Origin of the sequence: Escherichia sp. MOD1-EC5990, assembly GCF_002965285.1 — a bacterium.
Taxonomy (GTDB): domain Bacteria; phylum Pseudomonadota; class Gammaproteobacteria; order Enterobacterales; family Enterobacteriaceae; genus Escherichia; species Escherichia coli_F.
The window spans coordinates 189,434-208,483 of the sequence record NZ_PTRV01000005.1 but is presented as its reverse complement, the minus strand read 5'-3'; the positions used below and the strand labels follow the sequence as shown (position 1 = coordinate 208,483).

At 48.7% G+C, this 19,050-nt stretch carries 22 protein-coding genes; 17 read left to right on the top strand and 5 right to left on the bottom strand.

Going from position 1 to position 19,050, the window contains the following annotated elements; genetic code table 11:
* Window positions 1-74: 74 nt before the first annotated feature.
* Window positions 75-698 (top strand): hydrogen peroxide resistance inhibitor IprA, encoded by a 624-nt coding sequence (gene iprA / locus BEB42_RS08220; protein ID WP_001295817.1) that lies wholly within the window; start codon window positions 75-77, stop codon window positions 696-698.
* Here iprA and ampH read toward each other — a convergent pair whose 3' ends face one another.
* Window positions 699-1,856 carry a D-alanyl-D-alanine-carboxypeptidase/endopeptidase AmpH gene (gene ampH, locus BEB42_RS08215; protein WP_000830728.1) on the bottom strand — a complete coding sequence of 386 codons (1,158 nt, stop codon included), beginning with the start codon at window positions 1,854-1,856 and terminating at the stop codon, window positions 699-701.
* Window positions 1,857-2,207: 351 nt separating this feature from the next.
* On the opposite strand from ampH, the gene sbmA reads away from it, so the two are divergent.
* Window positions 2,208-3,428: a peptide antibiotic transporter SbmA gene (gene sbmA, locus BEB42_RS08205; RefSeq protein WP_105267277.1), complete on the top strand. Its 1,221-nt coding sequence runs from the start codon at window positions 2,208-2,210 to the stop codon at window positions 3,426-3,428.
* A gap of 12 nt (window positions 3,429-3,440) precedes the next feature.
* Window positions 3,441-4,535, top strand: coding sequence for a surface-exposed outer membrane lipoprotein YaiW (yaiW, locus tag BEB42_RS08200; protein WP_000092053.1), 1,095 nt, complete (start codon window positions 3,441-3,443; stop codon window positions 4,533-4,535).
* A 57-nt stretch (window positions 4,536-4,592) separates the two neighbouring features.
* Here the strand turns inward: yaiW and BEB42_RS08195 are convergent, their stop codons facing one another.
* The gene (locus tag BEB42_RS08195) at window positions 4,593-4,901 is read right to left on the bottom strand and encodes a YaiY family protein (protein ID WP_000763146.1); all 309 of its coding nucleotides are present in this window, start codon (window positions 4,899-4,901) and stop codon (window positions 4,593-4,595) included.
* A 259-nt stretch (window positions 4,902-5,160) separates the two neighbouring features.
* Between BEB42_RS08195 and BEB42_RS08185 the strand changes: the two genes are divergently transcribed.
* Window positions 5,161-5,373, top strand: coding sequence for a DUF2754 domain-containing protein (locus BEB42_RS08185; RefSeq protein WP_000056900.1), 213 nt, complete (start codon window positions 5,161-5,163; stop codon window positions 5,371-5,373).
* Between the two features lie 21 nt (window positions 5,374-5,394).
* On the opposite strand, the gene ddlA is transcribed toward BEB42_RS08185, so the two are convergent.
* On the bottom strand, window positions 5,395-6,489 hold the full coding sequence (gene ddlA / locus BEB42_RS08180; protein ID WP_000413662.1) for a D-alanine--D-alanine ligase: 1,095 nt from the start codon (window positions 6,487-6,489) through the stop codon (window positions 5,395-5,397).
* Between the two features lie 77 nt (window positions 6,490-6,566).
* Between ddlA and BEB42_RS26475 the strand changes: the two genes are divergently transcribed.
* From BEB42_RS26475 to adrA, 5 genes are all read left to right on the top strand, one after another.
* Window positions 6,567-6,770 carry a hypothetical protein gene (locus BEB42_RS26475; protein WP_001353412.1) on the top strand — a complete coding sequence of 68 codons (204 nt, stop codon included), beginning with the start codon at window positions 6,567-6,569 and terminating at the stop codon, window positions 6,768-6,770.
* A 181-nt stretch (window positions 6,771-6,951) separates the two neighbouring features.
* A complete protein-coding gene (gene iraP / locus BEB42_RS08170) occupies window positions 6,952-7,212 on the top strand; it encodes an anti-adapter protein IraP (protein WP_000792970.1) in 261 nt (86 codons plus the stop codon).
* 100 nt (window positions 7,213-7,312) lie between these two features.
* Complete coding sequence (gene phoA, locus BEB42_RS08165; protein WP_001353411.1) at window positions 7,313-8,728, top strand: alkaline phosphatase; 1,416 nt, start codon at window positions 7,313-7,315, stop codon at window positions 8,726-8,728.
* A gap of 118 nt (window positions 8,729-8,846) precedes the next feature.
* The gene (gene psiF / locus BEB42_RS08160) at window positions 8,847-9,167 is read left to right on the top strand and encodes a phosphate starvation-inducible protein PsiF (protein WP_001295332.1); all 321 of its coding nucleotides are present in this window, start codon (window positions 8,847-8,849) and stop codon (window positions 9,165-9,167) included.
* 101 nt (window positions 9,168-9,268) lie between these two features.
* The gene (gene adrA / locus BEB42_RS08155; protein ID WP_000484041.1) at window positions 9,269-10,384 is read left to right on the top strand and encodes a diguanylate cyclase AdrA; all 1,116 of its coding nucleotides are present in this window, start codon (window positions 9,269-9,271) and stop codon (window positions 10,382-10,384) included.
* A 16-nt stretch (window positions 10,385-10,400) separates the two neighbouring features.
* Here adrA and proC read toward each other — a convergent pair whose 3' ends face one another.
* Window positions 10,401-11,210, bottom strand: coding sequence for a pyrroline-5-carboxylate reductase (proC, locus tag BEB42_RS08150; protein WP_001353410.1), 810 nt, complete (start codon window positions 11,208-11,210; stop codon window positions 10,401-10,403).
* A 119-nt stretch (window positions 11,211-11,329) separates the two neighbouring features.
* On the opposite strand from proC, the gene BEB42_RS08145 reads away from it, so the two are divergent.
* The 7 genes from BEB42_RS08145 (at window position 11,330) to BEB42_RS08105 (ending at window position 16,902) form a co-directional block, all read left to right on the top strand.
* A complete protein-coding gene (locus tag BEB42_RS08145) occupies window positions 11,330-11,788 on the top strand; it encodes a YaiI/YqxD family protein (protein ID WP_000158146.1) in 459 nt (152 codons plus the stop codon).
* Between the two features lie 182 nt (window positions 11,789-11,970).
* Window positions 11,971-12,495 carry a shikimate kinase AroL gene (gene aroL / locus BEB42_RS08140; RefSeq protein WP_000193393.1) on the top strand — a complete coding sequence of 175 codons (525 nt, stop codon included), beginning with the start codon at window positions 11,971-11,973 and terminating at the stop codon, window positions 12,493-12,495.
* 49 nt (window positions 12,496-12,544) lie between these two features.
* On the top strand, window positions 12,545-12,736 hold the full coding sequence (yaiA, locus tag BEB42_RS08135; protein WP_001142439.1) for a protein YaiA: 192 nt from the start codon (window positions 12,545-12,547) through the stop codon (window positions 12,734-12,736).
* A gap of 257 nt (window positions 12,737-12,993) precedes the next feature.
* The gene (locus BEB42_RS08125) at window positions 12,994-13,671 is read left to right on the top strand and encodes an AroM family protein (protein WP_001276408.1); all 678 of its coding nucleotides are present in this window, start codon (window positions 12,994-12,996) and stop codon (window positions 13,669-13,671) included.
* Window positions 13,672-13,742: 71 nt separating this feature from the next.
* On the top strand, window positions 13,743-14,027 hold the full coding sequence (gene ppnP / locus BEB42_RS08120) for a pyrimidine/purine nucleoside phosphorylase (protein ID WP_000941940.1): 285 nt from the start codon (window positions 13,743-13,745) through the stop codon (window positions 14,025-14,027).
* Between the two features lie 143 nt (window positions 14,028-14,170).
* Complete coding sequence (locus tag BEB42_RS08115; protein ID WP_123058302.1) at window positions 14,171-16,450, top strand: DUF2773 domain-containing protein; 2,280 nt, start codon at window positions 14,171-14,173, stop codon at window positions 16,448-16,450.
* Window positions 16,447-16,902: an SF0329 family protein gene (locus BEB42_RS08105; RefSeq protein WP_000194192.1), complete on the top strand. Its 456-nt coding sequence runs from the start codon at window positions 16,447-16,449 to the stop codon at window positions 16,900-16,902. The genes BEB42_RS08115 and BEB42_RS08105 overlap by 4 nt, the downstream gene beginning before the upstream one ends.
* A 77-nt stretch (window positions 16,903-16,979) precedes the next feature.
* On the opposite strand, the gene rdgC is transcribed toward BEB42_RS08105, so the two are convergent.
* Window positions 16,980-17,891, bottom strand: coding sequence for a recombination-associated protein RdgC (rdgC, locus tag BEB42_RS08100; RefSeq protein ID WP_001298537.1), 912 nt, complete (start codon window positions 17,889-17,891; stop codon window positions 16,980-16,982).
* 124 nt (window positions 17,892-18,015) lie between these two features.
* On the opposite strand from rdgC, the gene mak reads away from it, so the two are divergent.
* Window positions 18,016-18,918 carry a fructokinase gene (gene mak / locus BEB42_RS08095; protein WP_001219292.1) on the top strand — a complete coding sequence of 301 codons (903 nt, stop codon included), beginning with the start codon at window positions 18,016-18,018 and terminating at the stop codon, window positions 18,916-18,918.
* The last annotated feature ends 132 nt before the right edge of the window (window positions 18,919-19,050 follow it).

Here is a 19,050-nt window from a genome sequence, read left to right as displayed (position 1 = left end):
CCGAAGAAATAGGTAATTTAATCTAAATAATGCCCGTCAAGGATTTGACGGGCATTACTGCAAAGGACGCGCAAATGTTATCTGTAGTTAAACCTCTTCAGGAATTTGGTAAGCTCGATAAATGTTTGTCCAGATACGGCACGCGCTTCGAGTTTAATAATGAAAAGCAAGTTATATTTTCAAGTGATGTCAATAGCGAAGATACTTTCGTTATTTTAGAGGGCGTTATCTCTTTGCGTAGAGAAGAAAACGTACTTATCGGTATTACCCAGGCTCCTTATATTATGGGACTGGCTGATGGTTTAATGAAAAACGATATACCATACAAATTAATATCAGAAGGAAATTGTACGGGATATCATCTGCCAGCCAAACAAACCATTACCCTTATTGAACAAAATCAACTCTGGCGAGACGCTTTTTACTGGTTAGCCTGGCAAAATAGAATTCTGGAATTACGTGACGTACAGCTCATTGGGCATAATTCCTACGAACAAATCCGCGCAACGTTATTATCAATGATTGACTGGAATGAAGAATTACGCTCACGTATTGGTGTGATGAATTATATCCATCAACGTACACGCATATCGCGTTCTGTCGTCGCAGAAGTTCTCGCTGCTTTACGTAAAGGCGGCTATATCGAAATGAATAAAGGCAAACTGGTCGCTATCAACCGTTTGCCTTCAGAGTATTAATCAGGACGCGGGGATGACCAACGGTTTATTCCCGCTCAGTTCGGTCACCAGGTCATTGATGCCATCGCTCATATTTTTAAAGCGCGTCAATGGCGAACGAGTGACCACCACAAATGCGCCAATATTCTTCTGCGGGATCATCGCCATATAGGTAATGAAACCGCCACCACCACCTGTCTTCTGAATAATCCCTGGACGACCCTCTTTCGGGGCCATATATACCCAGCCTAAACCAAGCGCATCCGCTTTGCCGGGGACATCCATGCCAATCACTTTTGTAAACTGCGCTCGCTGATAAATCAACGTCTGCATGCGATCTGCCTGGTTACTGCGCTGATAAAAATCAGATGACAAATACTGCTGCATCCAGCGCATCATATCGCCAGGCGTGGAATAGACTCCGCCGCTGCCAATTGCCGCCAGCGTGTTATTGCATGGACTGGCACCGCGCTCTGCAACCATTAAACGGCGGCACTGGTCCGGCGATGGAGTATAGGTCGTGTCTTTCATCCCCAACGGACGGGTAATCTGCTCTTCAAACAACTGGGTATAAGGCTTGCCAGAAGCATTCGCCAGTGCATCTGCCAGCAGGTCGAACGCAAGGTTAGAGTATGCCGCCTGACTGCCTGGCGCGGCTTTCAGCTTCGCCGTAGAAAGGTATTTCCAGCGTTGCTCGCGCGTTGGCCAGACAAACACTGGGCGATGTGCCGCACCTCCCGGCTGTTCACGGGGCAGGGCACTGGTATGGGTTGCCAGATTCACCAGGGTAATAGGCGTGCCATTGTAAGTCGGCACGCGTGCGCCTGGTGGAGCATATTTACTTAGCGGATCGTTTAACTTCACGGTCCCCTGGTCGAGCAATTTCACCAGCAACTCACTGGTCATTAGCTTGGTGAGCGAAGCAATACGCACGACCGAATCCAGCTGCGGGCGAACGTTATTACCCGGGCGCGTTTCGCCATAACTGCGAAAGACGCGCTGGTTACCGTCGATAACAACCAGCGCCATCCCCGTGGCACCACTGCCATAAAAAATATGATCGGCATAACGATCGACAATATCAGAGGCGAACTCCGGTTCAGTGATCGGCTGCGCCGCATGGACGGGGGTCAATAACGCCGCACAAAGCACGGCAGAAAAAAGCAGACTACGTTTCAACGGTGGTGTCCATAGATTGAATGAAGGTAACTGAGCGTATTTATACTACTCATTGATGGATTGCAAAGGGCGAATTAGTGCAATAATAGTGTTAAAAACGTAACGGCGCGTAAACACGATCTTTTTCCTGCTCACCAATGCCTGCATTTGTGATCCTGCGCGTGTTAATCCGCTAATGTAAATAATCTTTGGTTTGTGAAATCCGTCGAAACAATTCTTATGGTCAGGCTGGCGAACTATGCGCCTTGCTATGGGTCACAATGGGCAGTTTCATTTGGCTGATTCTTTGTAGCGGTCATGCGGTTAATACACAGCAGTTGTTAAAACGATAAGAAGTTAGCAGGAGTGCATATGTTTAAGTCTTTTTTCCCAAAGCCGGGAACGTTTTTTCCCTCGGCCTTTGTTTGGGCATTGATTGCCGTTATCTTCTGGCAAGCCGGTGGGGGGGATTGGGTGGCGCGCATCACCGGAGCTTCCGGGCAGATCCCAATTAGCGCCGCGCGTTTCTGGTCGTTAGATTTCCTGATTTTTTACGCTTACTACATTGTTTGCGTAGGGCTTTTTGCACTGTTCTGGTTTATTTATAGCCCGCATCGTTGGCAATACTGGTCAATACTCGGTACTGCGTTGATTATCTTCGTCACCTGGTTTTTGGTGGAAGTTGGAGTTGCCGTCAACGCCTGGTATGCGCCGTTTTATGATCTGATTCAAACTGCGCTAAGTTCGCCGCATAAAGTCACTATCGAACAATTTTACCGCGAAGTGGGCGTCTTTCTGGGGATTGCGCTGATCGCGGTGGTGATCAGTGTGCTGAACAACTTCTTTGTCAGTCACTACGTGTTCCGCTGGCGTACGGCGATGAACGAATATTACATGGCGAACTGGCAACAACTGCGTCATATCGAAGGTGCCGCCCAGCGTGTGCAGGAAGACACCATGCGTTTTGCTTCAACGCTTGAGAATATGGGCGTCAGTTTTATCAACGCTATCATGACGTTGATCGCCTTCCTGCCGGTACTGGTAACGCTCTCTGCGCATGTGCCGGAGCTGCCGATTGTCGGGCATATTCCGTATGGTCTGGTGATTGCTGCTATCGTATGGTCGTTGATGGGGACCGGATTGCTGGCAGTGGTAGGGATCAAACTGCCGGGACTGGAGTTTAAAAATCAGCGTGTAGAGGCTGCCTACCGTAAAGAGTTGGTTTATGGTGAAGACGATGCATCGCGCGCGACGCCGCCTACGGTACGCGAGCTGTTTAGCGCCGTGCGGAAAAACTATTTCCGCCTCTATTTTCACTATATGTATTTCAACATCGCCCGCATTCTCTATTTGCAGGTCGATAACGTTTTCGGTTTGTTCTTGCTGTTTCCGTCGATTGTTGCCGGTACGATTACGCTCGGCCTGATGACGCAGATTACCAACGTTTTTGGTCAGGTTCGCGGTGCTTTTCAGTACCTGATTAACTCATGGACCACGCTGGTTGAGTTGATGTCTATCTACAAACGTCTGCGCAGCTTTGAACATGAGCTGGATGGTGACAAAATTCAGGAAGTAACCCATACCTTGAGTTAAAAAGGAGAAGTAATGTCGCGCGTCAATCATCTATCTTCGCTTTCGTTGTTGGCGGTTCTGGTTTTAGCAGGGTGTAGTAGTCAGGCTCCGCAACCGTTGAAAAAGGGCGAAAAAGCGATAGATGTGGCGAGCGTCGTGCGGCAGAAGATGCCCGCGAGCGTGAAAGACCGCGATGCCTGGGCGAAAGATCTTGCCACCACGTTTGAAAGTCAGGGGCTGGCACCGACGCTGGAAAATGTCTGCTCGGTGCTGGCGGTGGCGCAGCAGGAGTCAAATTATCAGGCAGATCCGCCCGTTCCGGGCTTAAGCAAGATAGCATGGCAAGAGATTGACCGTCGTGCCGAACGGATGCACATCCCTGCTTTTCTGGTTCATACCGCGCTAAAAATCAAATCGCCAAACGGCAAAAGTTATAGTGAGCGGTTAGATTCTGTGCGTACAGAAAAGCAATTAAGCGCGATTTTTGACGATTTGATCAGCATGGTGCCAATGGGGCAGACGCTGTTTGGTTCGCTTAATCCGGTACGTACCGGTGGACCGATGCAGGTCAGCATTGCGTTTGCCGAACAGCATACCAAAGGGTATCCGTGGAAAATGGACGGTACAGTCCGTCAGGAAGTCTTCAGTCGCCGCGGCGGATTGTGGTTCGGTACTTACCATTTACTGAATTATCCCGCCAGTTATAGCGCGCCGATATACCGTTTTGCCGATTTTAACGCTGGCTGGTACGCCAGCCGTAATGCCGCTTTTCAGAACGCGGTCAGTAAGGCCACTGGCATAAAGCTGGCGCTGGACGGTGATTTAATTCGTTACGACAGTAAAGAACCAGGGAAAACAGAGCTGGCAACGCGCAAACTGGCAAGCAAACTGGGGATGAGCGACAGCGAAATTCGCCGTCAGTTAGAGAAAGGGGACAGCTTCTCTTTTGAGGAGACGGCGCTGTACAAGGAAGTTTATCAACTTGCCGAAGCAAAAACGGGTAGATCACTACCCCGCGAAATGTTGCCCGGCATCCAACTGGAAAGCCCGAAAATTACCCGCAATCTGACTACGGCCTGGTTTGCGAAGCGCGTAGACGAACGGCGGGCGCGTTGTATGAAACAGTAAGCAAGAGGGAACGCCAGGCCAGATAAGGCATTTTAGGCCGCATCTGGCAACCTACTCTTACTGGCGGCGATGTCGCCAGTGCAGCCATAGCGCCACCACTGCAAAAATGAAGCAGCCAATTAAAAATGGGATCAGCCCGAAAATGGTACCGACACCTAAACCAATTTCCACCCGTGGGCGGCCTGTTTCCTGAGCCTGCATTAAACGCTCATAGACGCCGGGCGCATGCACTAACAGGTTCAGCAATTGCGCCCCAGCCCAAAAGCAAAACAGCACAAACAACGCATAGGCAATGTTGCCAGGCGTAGAAGAGGCATTGCGATATTTTCCGCTAAACAGCGATTTTGACAGGGTGAAATCAGCCATAAAAACCTCCGGAAGTCATCTACTTCTCTTCTGGTGTCATACCAGCGGCTTATGGCAAGTCTGACAGGTCATTTAGATTGTCAATATCAGAATCATGGTAAATTGATGTTGGGAATATTCCCGAAGCGGGAATATTTGTCACGAGTCACAAAACGGTAACTTTAAGTTAAATTTTTTAACGATACGGGAAATGCTGTCTACCCCACAGACGTAAGTTATCGATTATGCGAAGATGTTATTTTTCGTTAACGGAGCTGCCATGAGTCTGCCTGTAAAAATTCGCCGTGACTGGCACTACTATGCGTTCGCCATTGGCCTGATATTCATTCTTAATGGCGTGGTGGGGTTACTGGGATTTGAAGCAAAAGGTTGGCAGACCTATGCCGTTGGTCTGGTGACGTGGGTGATTAGTTTCTGGCTCGCGGGGCTGATTATTCGTCGTCGCGATGAAGAAACTGAAAACGCCCAATAACAGTTATTGGGCATTTAAAAATTACATTGTGGTTTTCAATGCGTTATCCGCAGCGTGACGCTCCAGCGCCAACTCGATCAGACGTGTGATCAGGTCGGTGTAACCCAAACCGCTGGCTTGCCACAGCTTCGGATACATACTGATGTTGGTGAAGCCTGGCAGTGTGTTGATCTCGTTGATTACCACTTCGTTCTCTGGGGTTAAAAACACGTCTACACGCGCCATGCCTGCGCAACCCAACGTTTGATAAGCCTGAACGGCAATTGCCCGGATCTTATCGTTAATTTCAGGCGTAATGGCTGCCGGAACCACCACTTTCGCGCCATCTTCGTCAATGTACTTGGTGTCGTAGGCATAGAAATCGCTGGTTAGTACGATCTCGCCACAGGTACTGGCTTGCGGATTGTCGTTGCCCAGAACCGCGCATTCGATCTCACGACCTTTGATCCCTTGCTCAACGATCACTTTATGATCGAACTCGAACGCCAGATCGACGGCAATTGCGTACTCTTCTTCACTGGTTACTTTGCTGACACCAACAGAAGAGCCTTGGTTAGCGGGTTTTACAAACAGCGGTAACCCCAGTTTTGACTTCACTTCGGCAAAACTGATGTTTTGACGATTGGTGCGTGTCAGGGTAATAAATGGCGCAATGTTCAGCCCGGCATCGCGTAGCAGACGTTTGGTGACATCTTTATCCATACAGGCCGCTGACGCCAAAACATCAGAACCCACAAACGGTAAATTGGCGACCCGCAGCATTCCCTGCAAGGAACCATCTTCGCCTAGCGTACCGTGAACAATCGGGAAAATGACATCCACCGTCGGCAATGGCTGACCGTTTTGTGCGTCGATAAGCTGATGCTCATGTTTACCAGGCACCTGCGCAAGACTGGTCGCCGAAGGGCGCAACGCAATATGGGCAGGATCGTCTGCATTTAGCAGATAATTGTTGGCATCGCTGACGTGCCATTGCCCTTGTTTATCAATGCCCAGCAGCACAACGTCGAAGCGACTTTTATCAATGGCATCGACAATGTTTTTTGCCGATTGCAAAGACACTTCATGTTCCGCTGATTTACCACCAAAAACGATTCCTACCCGCAGTTTTTCCATCTTGAAAACCTATCCCGTCTAACACAAAGTGCATACATTACCACGACAAAACGGGGGATTCGCGGCCTTCTGACAGAATGTTGCAATCTTCTACTGACAAAGTGTGCAACGTACTGGTGAAGAAAGTGCGTTATCTCAAAGATGTGCGCAAGATCACAAAAATGATGAACGGGAAGCTAATTTATTCCTGGTTTAAATGGCCATGCAGTGAGTTTTTTTCTCTTAATTATAAGTTAGCAAAGAGAATATATTTCATAACTTTTACTTATAATAAAGGTTGATAATTAAAAACCTATACTTTGTATGGTTACTTATTTAAATAAGAGAAACGTTTCGCTGATAAATATGGAAAAAATATTTGCGCAAAGTATTTCATTCGTCATAAAAATACTACCTCCAGACACTATGAAGTTGTGAAGCATAATGTTAACTTCTCCATACTTTGGATAAGGAAATACAGACATGAAAAATCTCATTGCTGAGTTGTTATTTAAGCTTGCCCAAAAAGAAGAAGAGTCGAAAGAACTGTGCGCGCAGGTAGAAGCACTGGAGATTATCGTCACTGCAATGCTTCGTAATATGGCGCAAAATGACCAACAGCGGTTGATTGATCAGGTTGAGGGGGCACTTTACGAGGTAAAGCCCGATGCCAGCATTCCTGACGACGATACGGAGCTGCTGCGCGATTATGTAAAGAAGTTATTGAAGCATCCTCGTCAGTAAAAAGGTAATCTTTTCAACAGCTGTCATAAAGCTGTCACGGCTGAGACTTATAGTCGCTTTGTTTTTATTTTTTAATGTATTTGTACATGGAGAAAATAAAGTGAAACAAAGCACTATTGCACTGGCACTCTTACCGTTACTGTTTACCCCTGTGACAAAAGCCCGGACACCAGAAATGCCTATTCTGGAAAACCGGGCTGCTCAGGGCGATATTACTGCACCCGGCGGTGCTCGCCGCTTAACGGGTGATCAGAGCGCCGCTCTGCGTGATTCTCTTAGCGATAAGCCTGCAAAAAATATTATTTTGCTGATTGGCGATGGGATGGGGGATTCGGAAATTACTGCCGCACGTAATTATGCCGAAGGTGCGGGCGGCTTTTTTAAAGGTATTGATGCCTTACCGCTTACCGGGCAATACACTCACTATGCGCTGAATAAAAAAACCGGCAAACCGGACTACGTTACCGACTCGGCTGCATCAGCAACTGCCTGGTCAACCGGTGTCAAAACCTATAACGGCGCATTGGGTGTCGATATTCATGAAAAAGATCACCCAACGATTCTGGAAATGGCAAAAGCCGCAGGGCTGGCGACCGGTAACGTTTCTACCGCAGAGTTGCAGGATGCCACTCCCGCCGCGTTGGTGGCGCATGTGACTTCGCGCAAATGCTACGGTCCGAGCGCGACCAGTGAAAAATGTCCGGGTAACGCGCTGGAAAAAGGCGGAAAAGGATCGATTACCGAACAGCTGCTTAACGCCCGTGCCGATGTTACGCTTGGCGGCGGCGCAAAAACCTTTGCGGAAACGGCAACCGCCGGTGAATGGCAGGGAAAAACGCTGCGTGAACAGGCGCAGGCGCGTGGTTATCAGTTGGTGAGCGATGCTGCCTCACTGAATGCGGTGACGGAAGCGAACCAGCAAAAACCCCTGCTAGGACTGTTTGCTGACGGCAATATGCCAGTGCGCTGGCAAGGACCGAAAGCAACGTACCACGGCAATATCGACAAGCCCGCAGTTACCTGTACGCCTAATCCGCAACGTAATGACAGCGTACCGACCCTGGCGCAGATGACTGATAAAGCCATTGAATTGTTGAGTAAAAATGAGAAAGGCTTTTTCCTGCAAGTTGAAGGTGCATCAATCGATAAACAGGATCACGCGGCGAATCCTTGTGGGCAAATTGGCGAGACGGTCGATCTCGACGAAGCCGTACAACGGGCGCTGGAATTCGCTAAAAAGGATGGCAACACGCTGGTCATAGTCACCGCTGATCACGCCCACGCCAGCCAGATTGTCGCGCCGGACACCAAAGCGCCGGGCCTCACCCAGGCGCTAAATACCAAAGATGGCGCAGTGATGGTGATGAGTTACGGGAACTCCGAAGAGGATTCACAAGAACATACCGGTAGTCAGCTGCGTATTGCGGCGTATGGCCCACATGCCGCCAATGTCGTTGGACTGACCGACCAGACCGATCTCTTCTACACCATGAAAGCCGCCCTGGGGCTGAAATAAAACCTCGCCCGGCGGTGAAATTTCGCTGCCGGGTGGTTTTTTTGCGGTTAGCAACCAGACTTAATGGCAGATCACGGGCGCAAACGCTCATGGTTAAAACATGAAGAGGGATGGTGCTATGAAAATAACATTACTGGTTACCTTGCTTTTCGGACTGGTTTTTTTAACCACCGTCGGCGCTGCCGAGAGAACCTTAACCCCGCAACAACAGCGTATGACCTCCTGTAATCAGCAGGCGACGGCGCAGGCGTTGAAAGGGGATGCTCGTAAGACCTACATGAGTGATTGCCTGAAGAACAGCAAGTCTGCGCCTGGTGAAAAAAGTTTGACGCCACAGCAGCAAAAGATGCGCGAATGTAATAATCAAGCAACGCAACAATCTCTGAAAGGTGATGATCGTAATAAGTTTATGAGCGCCTGCCTCAAGAAAGCCGCCTGATACCTGATAGTGCTAACGGGTGAGCTACGAAAATGGCTCACCCGAAATTTCATACTTCTGCCTTTAGCCCCGTCTCTATAATTTGGGAAAATTGTTTCTGAATGTTCCCAAAAATAATGAATGATGAAAACTTTTTCAAAAAAGCGGCGGCGCATGGGGAGGAACCTCCTTTAACTCCTCAAAACGAACATCAGCGGTCCGGGCTGCGCTTCGCCCGTCGCGTCAGACTACCCCGCGCGGTTGGCCTGGCTGGCATGTTCTTACCGATTGCTTCAACGCTGGTTTCGCACCCGCCGCCGGGCTGGTGGTGGCTGGTGTTGGTCGGCTGGGCGTTCGTCTGGCCGCATTTAGCCTGGCAGATTGCAAGTAGGGCTGTCGATCCGCTTAGCCGGGAAATTTATAACTTAAAAACCGATGCAGTATTAGCGGGAATGTGGGTAGGCGTAATGGGCGTAAACGTGCTGCCTTCCACCGCGATGTTGATGATTATGTGTCTGAATTTGATGGGGGCAGGCGGCCCCCGTCTGTTTGTCGCGGGTCTGGTGTTGATGGTGGTTTCCTGCCTTGTCACCCTCGAACTGACGGGTATCACCGTGTCGTTCAATAGTGCGCCGCTGGAATGGTGGCTCTCCCTTCCCATTATCGTCATTTATCCTCTGCTGTTTGGTTGGGTCAGCTACCAGACGGCGACTAAACTGGCGGAACATAAACGCCGATTGCAGGTCATGAGTACCCGCGACGGTATGACGGGCGTGTATAACCGACGTCATTGGGAAACTATGTTACGCAATGAATTTGATAACTGTCGGCGGCATAACCGCGATGCGACGTTACTGATTATCGATATCGACCATTTCAAGAGCATCAACGATACCTGGGGCCATGATGTGGGCGATGAAGCGATTGTGGCGCTTACCCGACAATTACAAATTACCCTGCGCGGTAGCGATGTGATTGGTCGGTTTGGTGGCGATGAGTTTGCGGTGATCATGTCCGGTACGCCAGCTGAGAGCGCCATTACCGCCATGTTACGGGTACATGAAGGGCTAAATACGTTACGTTTGCCGAATACACCGCAGGTGATGTTACGGATTAGTGTGGGTGTCGCGCCGCTGAATCCACAAATGAGTCACTATCGGGAGTGGTTGAAATCGGCAGATTTGGCGCTCTACAAAGCAAAGAAAGCCGGACGTAACCGCACCGAAGTGGCGGCCTGACGTCCGGCGAAAGTCATCAGGATTTGCTGAGTTTTTCTGATTTTTCCATACACTTCGTCATCGCTTCGATCACTGCGGCACGGAAGCCTTTCTCTTCCAGTACGCGTACCGCCTCAATGGTGGTGCCTCCCGGTGAGCAGACCATATCTTTCAGTGCCCCCGGATGTTCTCCCGTTTCCAGCACCATTTTTGCGGAACCCATTACCGCCTGAGCGGCAAATTTATACGCCTGGGCGCGTGGCATCCCGCCCAGCACGGCGGCGTCGGCCATCGCCTCGATAAACATAAAGACGTAGGCTGGCGAAGAACCGCTCACACCGACCACCGGGTGGATCATCGGCTCGGCAATTACTTCCGCTTCGCCAAAGCAGCGGAAAATATTCAGCACATCAGCGGTATCTTCTGGGGTTACCAGCGCGTTTGGCGTTACGGAGGTCATCCCGGCATTAACCAGTGCGGGAGTGTTCGGCATGGCGCGGATAATTTTCCGGTCATGGCCCAGCGCGCGGGCAAGCTGGTCGAGCGTGACACCCGCAGCAATAGAAACGACCAGAGAGTCTTTATTCAGGCTGGAGGTGATTTCGCTAAGCACTTTAATCATGATGCCCGGTTTAACGGCGGCGAAAATGATGTCGGCGATTTGCGCCACTTCTTGCGCCGATTCTGCGGCGTTGATGCCGAACTGGTCATGCAGGGCGGCGACGTTATCCGGGGAGGGGGTATATACCCAGATTTGCCCTGGAAGCACCTGACCGCTGGCAATCAGACCGCCGAGAATGGCTTTTCCCATATTGCCGCAGCCAATAAAACCGATTTTCTTTTCCATTGCCTCACTCCTGCCGTGAAATTCATTGTTTTGATAATCGCTGGCAGAAGCATAAACAGAACTATGCCGGAAGGCAAAAGCGCGACACAATAGAGAATTACCCAACAAAGGATGACTTTATGACAATTTGGGTGGATGCCGACGCGTGTCCCAATGTAATTAAAGAGATTTTGTATCGCGCGGCTGAACGTATGCAGATGCCGCTGGTACTGGTAGCAAACCAGAATTTACGCGTACCGCCTTCGCGATTTATTCGTACGCTGCGTGTCGCGGCAGGTTTCGACGTTGCCGATAACGAAATTGTCCGGCAGAGTGAAGCGGGCGATTTGGTGATCACCGCAGATATTCCTTTGGCTGCTGAAGCCATCGAGAAAGGCGCTGCGGCGCTTAATCCACGCGGCGAACGTTACACACCAGCGACCATTCGTGAGCGCCTGACGATGCGCGATTTTATGGATACCTTACGCGCCAGTGGGATCCAGACCGGGGGACCAGATAGCCTTTCACAACGTGACCGCCAGGCCTTTGCCGCGGAGCTGGAGAAGTGGTGGCTGGAAGTGCAACGTAGTCGTGGCTGAATGTAATTTATTATTTACACTTCATTCTTGAAAATTTATTGGTATAGTAAGGGATGTATTAAAATTTTCACTTTAAGTGGAATTTTTTCTTTACAATCGAAATTGTACTAGTTTGATGGTATGATCGCTATTCTCATGACACCGGCTTTCGCCGCATTGCGACCTATTGGGGAAAACCCACGATGACACAACCTCTTTTTCTGATCGGGCCTCGGGGCTGTGGTAAAACAACGGTCGGAATGGCCCTTGCCGATTCGCTTAACCGTCGATTTGTCGATACCGACCAGTGGTTGCAATCACAGCTCAATATGACGGTCGCGGAGATCGTCGAAAGGGAAGAGTGGGCGGGATTCCGCGCCAGAGAAACGGCGGCGTTGGAAGCGGTAACTGCGCCATCCACCGTTATCGCCACGGGCGGCGGCATTATCCTGACGGAATTTAATCGTCACTTTATGCAAAATAACGGGATCGTGGTTTATTTGTGTGCGCCAGTATCAGTCCTGGTTAACCGACTGCAAGCTGCACCGGAAGAAGATTTACGGCCAACCTTAACGGGGAAACCGCTGAGCGAAGAAGTTCAGGAAGTGCTGGAAGAACGCGATGCGCTATATCGCGAAGTTGCGCATATTATCATCGACGCAACAAACGAACCCAGCCAGGTGATTTCTGAAATTCGCAGCGCCCTGGCACAGACGATCAATTGTTGATTTTCGAGCGCCTATACTTAACGTTCATCCCGTGAAATAAGGAAGAACGATGCCAACGAAACCGCCTTATCCTCGTGAAGCATATATAGTGACGATTGAAAAAGGAAAGCCAGGACAGACGGTAACCTGGTACCAACTCAGAGCCGATCATCCTAAACCAGACTCGTTGATCAGTGAACATCCGACCGCTCAGGAAGCGATGGATGCGAAAAAACGCTATGAGGACCCTGACAAAGAGTGACCGCATCAGACTGCTCGGAAGGGATTCTGAGTGCCACCACAAGGGATCTGCGTCACATTTTTCACAATTCATGTTTTTCAAATAATTAGAATATTAAACAATAACAATCCATTACTGGAATCATTTGGAATCTTTACATTATGCCGTGCAGGTCTGCTGCTACGCTTTTTGTCATTTGTAGCACAGGTAAGTGTCGGCAGTGGTGCTTAGCGCTTGCCCGGTAATTAACGACGAAATAAAAGTAAGGTGGAAGAACAATGAGTGCGTCGTTGGCGATCCTGACCATCGGCATTGTACCTATGCAGGAAGTTTTGCCGCTCCTGACAGAATACATTGACGAAGATAATATTTCCCATCATAGCCTGCTGGGGAAGTTAAGCCGCGAAGAAGTGATGGCGGAGTACGCGCCAGAAGCAGGCGAAGACACAATTCTCACATTATTAAATGACAACCAGCTGGCCCATGTTTCGCGTCGCAAAGTGGAGCGAGACCTGCAAGGTGTGGTTGAAGTGCTCGATAATCAGGGTTACGACGTCATTATATTAATGAGTACGGCAAACATTAGGAGTATGACCGCGCGTAATACGATCTTTCTTGAGCCGTCGCGAATATTGCCACCGCTGGTTTCCTCTATTGTTGAAGATCATCAGGTGGGGGTTATCGTTCCGGTTGAGGAGATGCTGCCCGTTCAGGCGCAAAAATGGCAAATTTTGCAGAAACCGCCAGTATTTTCATTGGGTAACCCCATTCATGATTCGGAACAAAAAATCATTGATGCCGGGAAAGAATTACTGGCAAAAGGGGCTGATGTCATCATGCTGGATTGTTTGGGATTTAACCAACGTCATCGCGATTTACTGCAAAAACAGCTCGATGTTCCTGTCTTGCTCTCTAACGTATTGATTGCACGGCTAGCTGCGGAATTACTGGTGTAATTTTGCGTGACAGCCAGCGCCTCTGGCCCCTATAGTGAAGTAGATGTTCAACTACCAGACAGGGCCAGTTTATGCTTCAAAGTAATGAGTACTTTTCCGGCAAAGTGAAATCGATCGGCTTTTCCAGCAGTAGCACTGGCCGCGCCAGCGTAGGTGTTATGGTTGAAGGCGAATACACCTTCAGCACCGCTGAACCGGAAGAGATGACGGTAATCAGTGGCGCGCTGAATGTGTTACTGCCTGACGCGACCGACTGGCAAGTGTACGAAGCCGGTTCGGTATTTCATGTTCCCGGTCACAGTGAGTTTCATCTGCAAGTTGCCGAACCTACCTCTTATCTGTGCCGCTATCTGTAATTCCCCGCCTTCCCCTTGAACGGGAGGGCATTTTTCTGAAATATCCTCTCTTTAACCCATAATAATATTTCCTTTGCTGCGATTTTTTCGATTTCCGATATATTCATAATTCATCAAGGTTGATATAAATATCAGTGAAGATTATGAATAGAATTAATATATTGGTCATCTGTATGGTCGTGTTTTTTATGACTGGCAATGCATGTGCCATAGAGTGGATCAGTAGCGAGGACCTTATCACCTCTGACTTTCATCTTATGACGGCAGATGAGCGCAACGTGGTTAAAGCGGCAACCAACGATAGTATGGAAGCTGCTTATATGCTAAAAGATAATATCCGCTGGTATTATCATAATGGTGACCTATCATTACCCGCTAACTTCAGCAATCAAAATAAACTGGTGGTGAACGGTAATTTAACGATTTCCGGCGATTATGATGATTATCTGTCAGGTAATGGTCATCTGATTGTATTAGGTAATGTTATTGTCGACAACTTTATTAATCATGATTTCGCGTATGTGAAAGGTCAGATGACAGCGAAAGGTTTGGTTTATGCTGATTATAATGATCACAACTTTGAAGTGATGAAAGGAATTAGCGCGCGAGGCATTATTGTTTCCGATAAAGCAACGCAATTTGAGGTCATCAAAGCTGAGTTTTATATCAATGAAGATGAAAGCGGTGAAGAATATAACTGGGACGAGAATATTCAAAAATCCTATTCACTGGTGACGCCTAATCTTTATGATCATAGTGAAATCGAAACCGATAATATTTCCAATGCGTATCCTGACTATGATAGCGTCGTAGACAATATCGTTCAGGGTTTACCTCTTTTTCGAGATAAAGCTGCTCCTGAAATTAATGAGAAATTACAATGGATTGAAACGGGGAAACTCGATAATTTCCTTGCGGATAAAATAAAGCATGAAGATCCACTGGTGGCACGTTTTCTGACTCATATAGAAAGTTTGTCAACCGCCGTTATGCTGCAATTGTTACAGCACCCTGATGACCAGACGCGTGAATCAATGGCGCAGTCCTGGCCTGCTCAACACATGCATTTGCTTACCGATGAATTAATTAAAGATGAAGCTGTTGCCAGAGGACTGGTTAAAAACAGCAATATATCCGCCGAAGTGAATAAAAAATTAATGTCTGTACCCGTCGAGAGCGTACAGCTGGAGCAGGCCAGACAGGATAATCTTTCTCCTGATATTGTTGTGTCGTTAAGTCAAAGCCCTTTTCTCAGTGTGCGCAAGACATTAATCAGCCATTACGATTACGCCTGGCTGGTTCCAACTGCAGTGGTTGATGAATTGATAAATAGCGAAGATCCGGAGTTACGCGAAAGAATTACCGGAACCGATTTAACCGCACAACAAGCGGTGTTGTTGAGTAAAGATAAATCGCTGAAAGTTCGTCAAGCATTAGCCCGGACGCTTACTGAACTAAAAATCACCCAACTGTCAGCGACCCTGAGGACAGAGGATGTTGAACGTATCGCAGAACAAATGTATCTGGATAATAAAGAAAATAAAAATATCGTGAAGGCGTTATTGGTCGCTTTGCCGGAGTCGCGTCAACTGACTTTGGCAAAAGAAGATGTGCACAACTTACGTGACGGCATGCGTTATCTGACCTCGAAGGAAGTGATTAGTTATCTACTGAATCAGCATGACATTCCCAGCATCTGGTATGAGCTGGCACGCGATAAATTGTTACCTCTGGAGTATAAGAAACAATTATGGCAACACACCTTAAAATTAATGATGAGTAAACGGCAAGAAGATCAAGAGCAAGCCTACGAAGTACAGCTGGCGCTGATTGATAATGGTATTATTGACGAAGAGATGCTTAATAATGCTATCGATTTACTGGTTTATTTACCTGCTGAATACCGCTATCGGATGCGAAACCAGTTATTTGATAATAAAGATTTACCCTCCGGAATTATCAACAAACTCGATCAACAGTATCGTTTTAACTCCGACTGGGCGTTGTCTATTGTCAGTATGAAAAATAGCACCCGTAGACAAAGTGAAAGAGGATTACACCGCTGGAATCATGAGGAAAGCGATATTTTTGCGGAGCTGGATACGATAAAAGATAAATCAGATGATGAATGGTGGTGCGGATTGCTGAAAAGTCACAATGATCATTTGCGGCAGACGGCGTTGCGCAATGTACATACCCCAGCCTCTTTGTTAACGACATTGACTGAGTCACAGGATCGGGCGCTGGCTATTAATAATCCACAGTTGGCTGCCGATGTGAAAACGGCGTGGTTAAAAGAGGATCCATCATTAATCTTATTTGTCGATCAGCCCGATCTTTCGCAGTTACGTGATTTAGTGAAAACCGGGGCAACGCGGCAAATTCGCAGTGAAGCGCGTAATCGGCTTGAGGAAAAACAATGACACAACGCCCCTGGAGCAAGTTACAGAGGGAGATTTATGACTTACTGACGCCAACGATCAACCTGCAAATTCACTGTACCCGTTATCCCATGCGCAGCCAAAATGGTGGAAGCACCGATTTACCGCGTTATTGGATCACGTTGGATAAAGACGTGATCTGGGATTACCCAAAAGACTTTATGGCAGGCAATGGTGGAGTGCGTAATTTTCATGGTGAAACTTGCTGGTATCCTTATCTGACGGATATTTGTTCAATTTCTGATTTATTGCGTGAATATATTGATACCCCAAAAGCGGAGCTGTTAACGAAACAATTTACCAGCGATAAATGGGGGTTAGTGAATATTCTGCGTGCCGCTGACAGGCGAATAGGGATGAGACGGTTGGATCAGTTACGGCGTAAAACGCATAATATTGCTGCGCTAAAAATTATTGCCCGCCGTAGCGAATGATTATATGCCTGGTGTGGATTCGTACGCCGGATAAGACGCCGCAGGCGTCGCATCCGGCATTAAAGGCAAATCAGCAATTAACGTTGTGCTTCGCCACCTAATCCTTCGATCAGGTTTTGGATTAATGCGGCTAGTTCACCGGTCATCAGGATGAAATCGGCATCAAAACGTTGGGCAAAATCTTCACGGTCGATATCTTCGTTTTGATCGCGCAGCTCGTCGCAGAACTTCAGACGCTTGAGTGAACCATCGTCGCACATCACAAACTGAATGCGCTGCTGCCAGTCGAGCGCCAGTTTAGTCACCACTTTTCCTGCTTCAATGTGGTTGGTGATTTCTTCGCTGGTCAAATCTTGTTTCTTCGCGCGGATCACGCCGCCATCTTCCAGCAACGATTTCAGTTCGGCTTCATCAAGCAGCTGGAAGCCTTGTGCCGCACTACCAGAGCGTACCCATTCGGTCAGCGTCAGTTCAATCGGGTTTTCCATGCTCAATGGTACAACCGGTAACGACCCCAGGCTTTTACGCAGTAATGCCAGCGTATCTTCTGCTTTTTTGGCACTGGCGCAGTCCACCATAATCAAACCGTTTACCGTGTCGATCCACATCATAGTTTGGCTGAAACGGCTGAAAGCGCGCGGCAGAAGAGAGTGCAGCACTTCATCTTTCAGCGAATCTTTTTCGGTTTTCTTCAGCTTGCGCGCCTGTTCCGCTTCCAGCTTGGCGATTTTTGCTTCCAGCGCCTGTTTAATCACCGGAGACGGGAGGATTTTTTCTTCTTTGCGCGCGCAGATAACAATTTGACCATTGGCAACGTGCGTTAACGCATCGCTGTGCGATCCCATCGGAGGAACCCAGCCCATCTTCGCCATGTCCTGGCTGCCGCATGGGGTAAATGCCATCGAGGCTAGCTGTTTTTCCATCTCTTCTGCACGCAGCGAAATCTCGCGGCTAAGACGGTAAACCATTAAATTTTTGAACCACAGCATGATAATTTCCACGGCCTTGTCGTTAAATTTAGCGGGCATGATAACGAATTGTCGGCGGCCTTGCATTGCCAATCCGGTTGTCCGTCTCTACGCTATTGATATTGAAAAAAATAAGGAGAGTACCGTGCGTATAGGTATCGATTTAGGCGGCACTAAAACTGAAGTGATTGCACTGGGCGATGCAGGGGAGCAGTTGTATCGTCATCGTCTGCCCACACCGCGTGATGATTACCATCAGACCATCGAAACGATCGCCACGTTGGTTGATATGGCGGAGCAGGCGACAGGGCAGCGCGGAACGGTAGGCATGGGCATTCCAGGCTCGATTTCGCCTTACACTGGCGTGGTGAAAAATGCCAATTCAACCTGGCTTAACGGTCAGCCATTTGATAAAGATTTAAGCGCGCGGTTGCAACGGGAAGTGCGGTTGGCAAATGACGCCAACTGTCTGGCGGTCTCGGAAGCGGTAGATGGCGCAGCAGCGGGAGCGCAGACGGTATTTGCCGTGATTATCGGCACGGGATGCGGCGCGGGCGTAGCGTTCAATGGTCGAGCGCATATCGGCGGCAATGGCACGGCAGGCGAGTGGGGACACAATCCGCTACCGTGGATGGACGAAGATGAACTGCGTTATCGCGAGGAAGTCCCTTGTTATTGCGGCAAACAAGGCTGCATTGAAACCTTTATTTCGGGTACGGGATTTGCGACGGATTATCATCGTTTGAGCGGACATGCGCTGAAAGGTAGTGAAATTATCCGCCTTGTTGAAGAAAGCGATCCGGTAGCGGAGTTGGCATTGCGTCGTTACGAGCTGCGGCTGGCAAAATCGCTGGCACATGTCGTGAATATTCTCGATCCGGATGTGATTGTGTTGGGGGGCGGGATGAGCAATGTAGATCGTTTATATCAAACGGTTCCGCAGTTGATTAAACAATTTGTCTTCGGTGGCGAATGTGAAACACCGGTGCGTAAGGCGAAACATGGTGATTCCAGCGGCGTACGCGGCGCTGCATGGTTATGGTCATAAGAATAAAAAACGTAGACAATTGGTGCATCATGCCTGATGCGACGCTTGCCGCGTCTTATCAGGCCTACAAAATGAGCAGCTCGCGTAGGTCGGATAAGACGCTCGCGCCGCATCCGACAACAAGCAGTGACT

Coding starts and splice junctions, on each gene's coding strand:
- aroL (WP_000193393.1), top strand. CDS start 11,971: ATGACACAACCTCTTTTTCTGATCGGGCCTCGGGGCTGTGGTAAAACA.
- BEB42_RS08105 (WP_000194192.1), top strand. CDS start 16,447: ATGACACAACGCCCCTGGAGCAAGTTACAGAGGGAGATTTATGACTTA.
- BEB42_RS08195 (WP_000763146.1), bottom strand. CDS start 4,901: ATGGCTGATTTCACCCTGTCAAAATCGCTGTTTAGCGGAAAATATCGC.
- proC (WP_001353410.1), bottom strand. CDS start 11,210: ATGGAAAAGAAAATCGGTTTTATTGGCTGCGGCAATATGGGAAAAGCC.
- BEB42_RS26475 (WP_001353412.1), top strand. CDS start 6,567: ATGTTGCAATCTTCTACTGACAAAGTGTGCAACGTACTGGTGAAGAAA.
- adrA (WP_000484041.1), top strand. CDS start 9,269: ATGTTCCCAAAAATAATGAATGATGAAAACTTTTTCAAAAAAGCGGCG.
- ddlA (WP_000413662.1), bottom strand. CDS start 6,489: ATGGAAAAACTGCGGGTAGGAATCGTTTTTGGTGGTAAATCAGCGGAA.
- BEB42_RS08125 (WP_001276408.1), top strand. CDS start 12,994: ATGAGTGCGTCGTTGGCGATCCTGACCATCGGCATTGTACCTATGCAG.
- iprA (WP_001295817.1), top strand. CDS start 75: ATGTTATCTGTAGTTAAACCTCTTCAGGAATTTGGTAAGCTCGATAAA.
- ppnP (WP_000941940.1), top strand. CDS start 13,743: ATGCTTCAAAGTAATGAGTACTTTTCCGGCAAAGTGAAATCGATCGGC.
- BEB42_RS08145 (WP_000158146.1), top strand. CDS start 11,330: ATGACAATTTGGGTGGATGCCGACGCGTGTCCCAATGTAATTAAAGAG.
- yaiW (WP_000092053.1), top strand. CDS start 3,441: ATGTCGCGCGTCAATCATCTATCTTCGCTTTCGTTGTTGGCGGTTCTG.
- psiF (WP_001295332.1), top strand. CDS start 8,847: ATGAAAATAACATTACTGGTTACCTTGCTTTTCGGACTGGTTTTTTTA.
- BEB42_RS08115 (WP_123058302.1), top strand. CDS start 14,171: ATGAATAGAATTAATATATTGGTCATCTGTATGGTCGTGTTTTTTATG.
- BEB42_RS08185 (WP_000056900.1), top strand. CDS start 5,161: ATGAGTCTGCCTGTAAAAATTCGCCGTGACTGGCACTACTATGCGTTC.
- iraP (WP_000792970.1), top strand. CDS start 6,952: ATGAAAAATCTCATTGCTGAGTTGTTATTTAAGCTTGCCCAAAAAGAA.
- sbmA (WP_105267277.1), top strand. CDS start 2,208: ATGTTTAAGTCTTTTTTCCCAAAGCCGGGAACGTTTTTTCCCTCGGCC.
- yaiA (WP_001142439.1), top strand. CDS start 12,545: ATGCCAACGAAACCGCCTTATCCTCGTGAAGCATATATAGTGACGATT.
- rdgC (WP_001298537.1), bottom strand. CDS start 17,891: ATGCTGTGGTTCAAAAATTTAATGGTTTACCGTCTTAGCCGCGAGATT.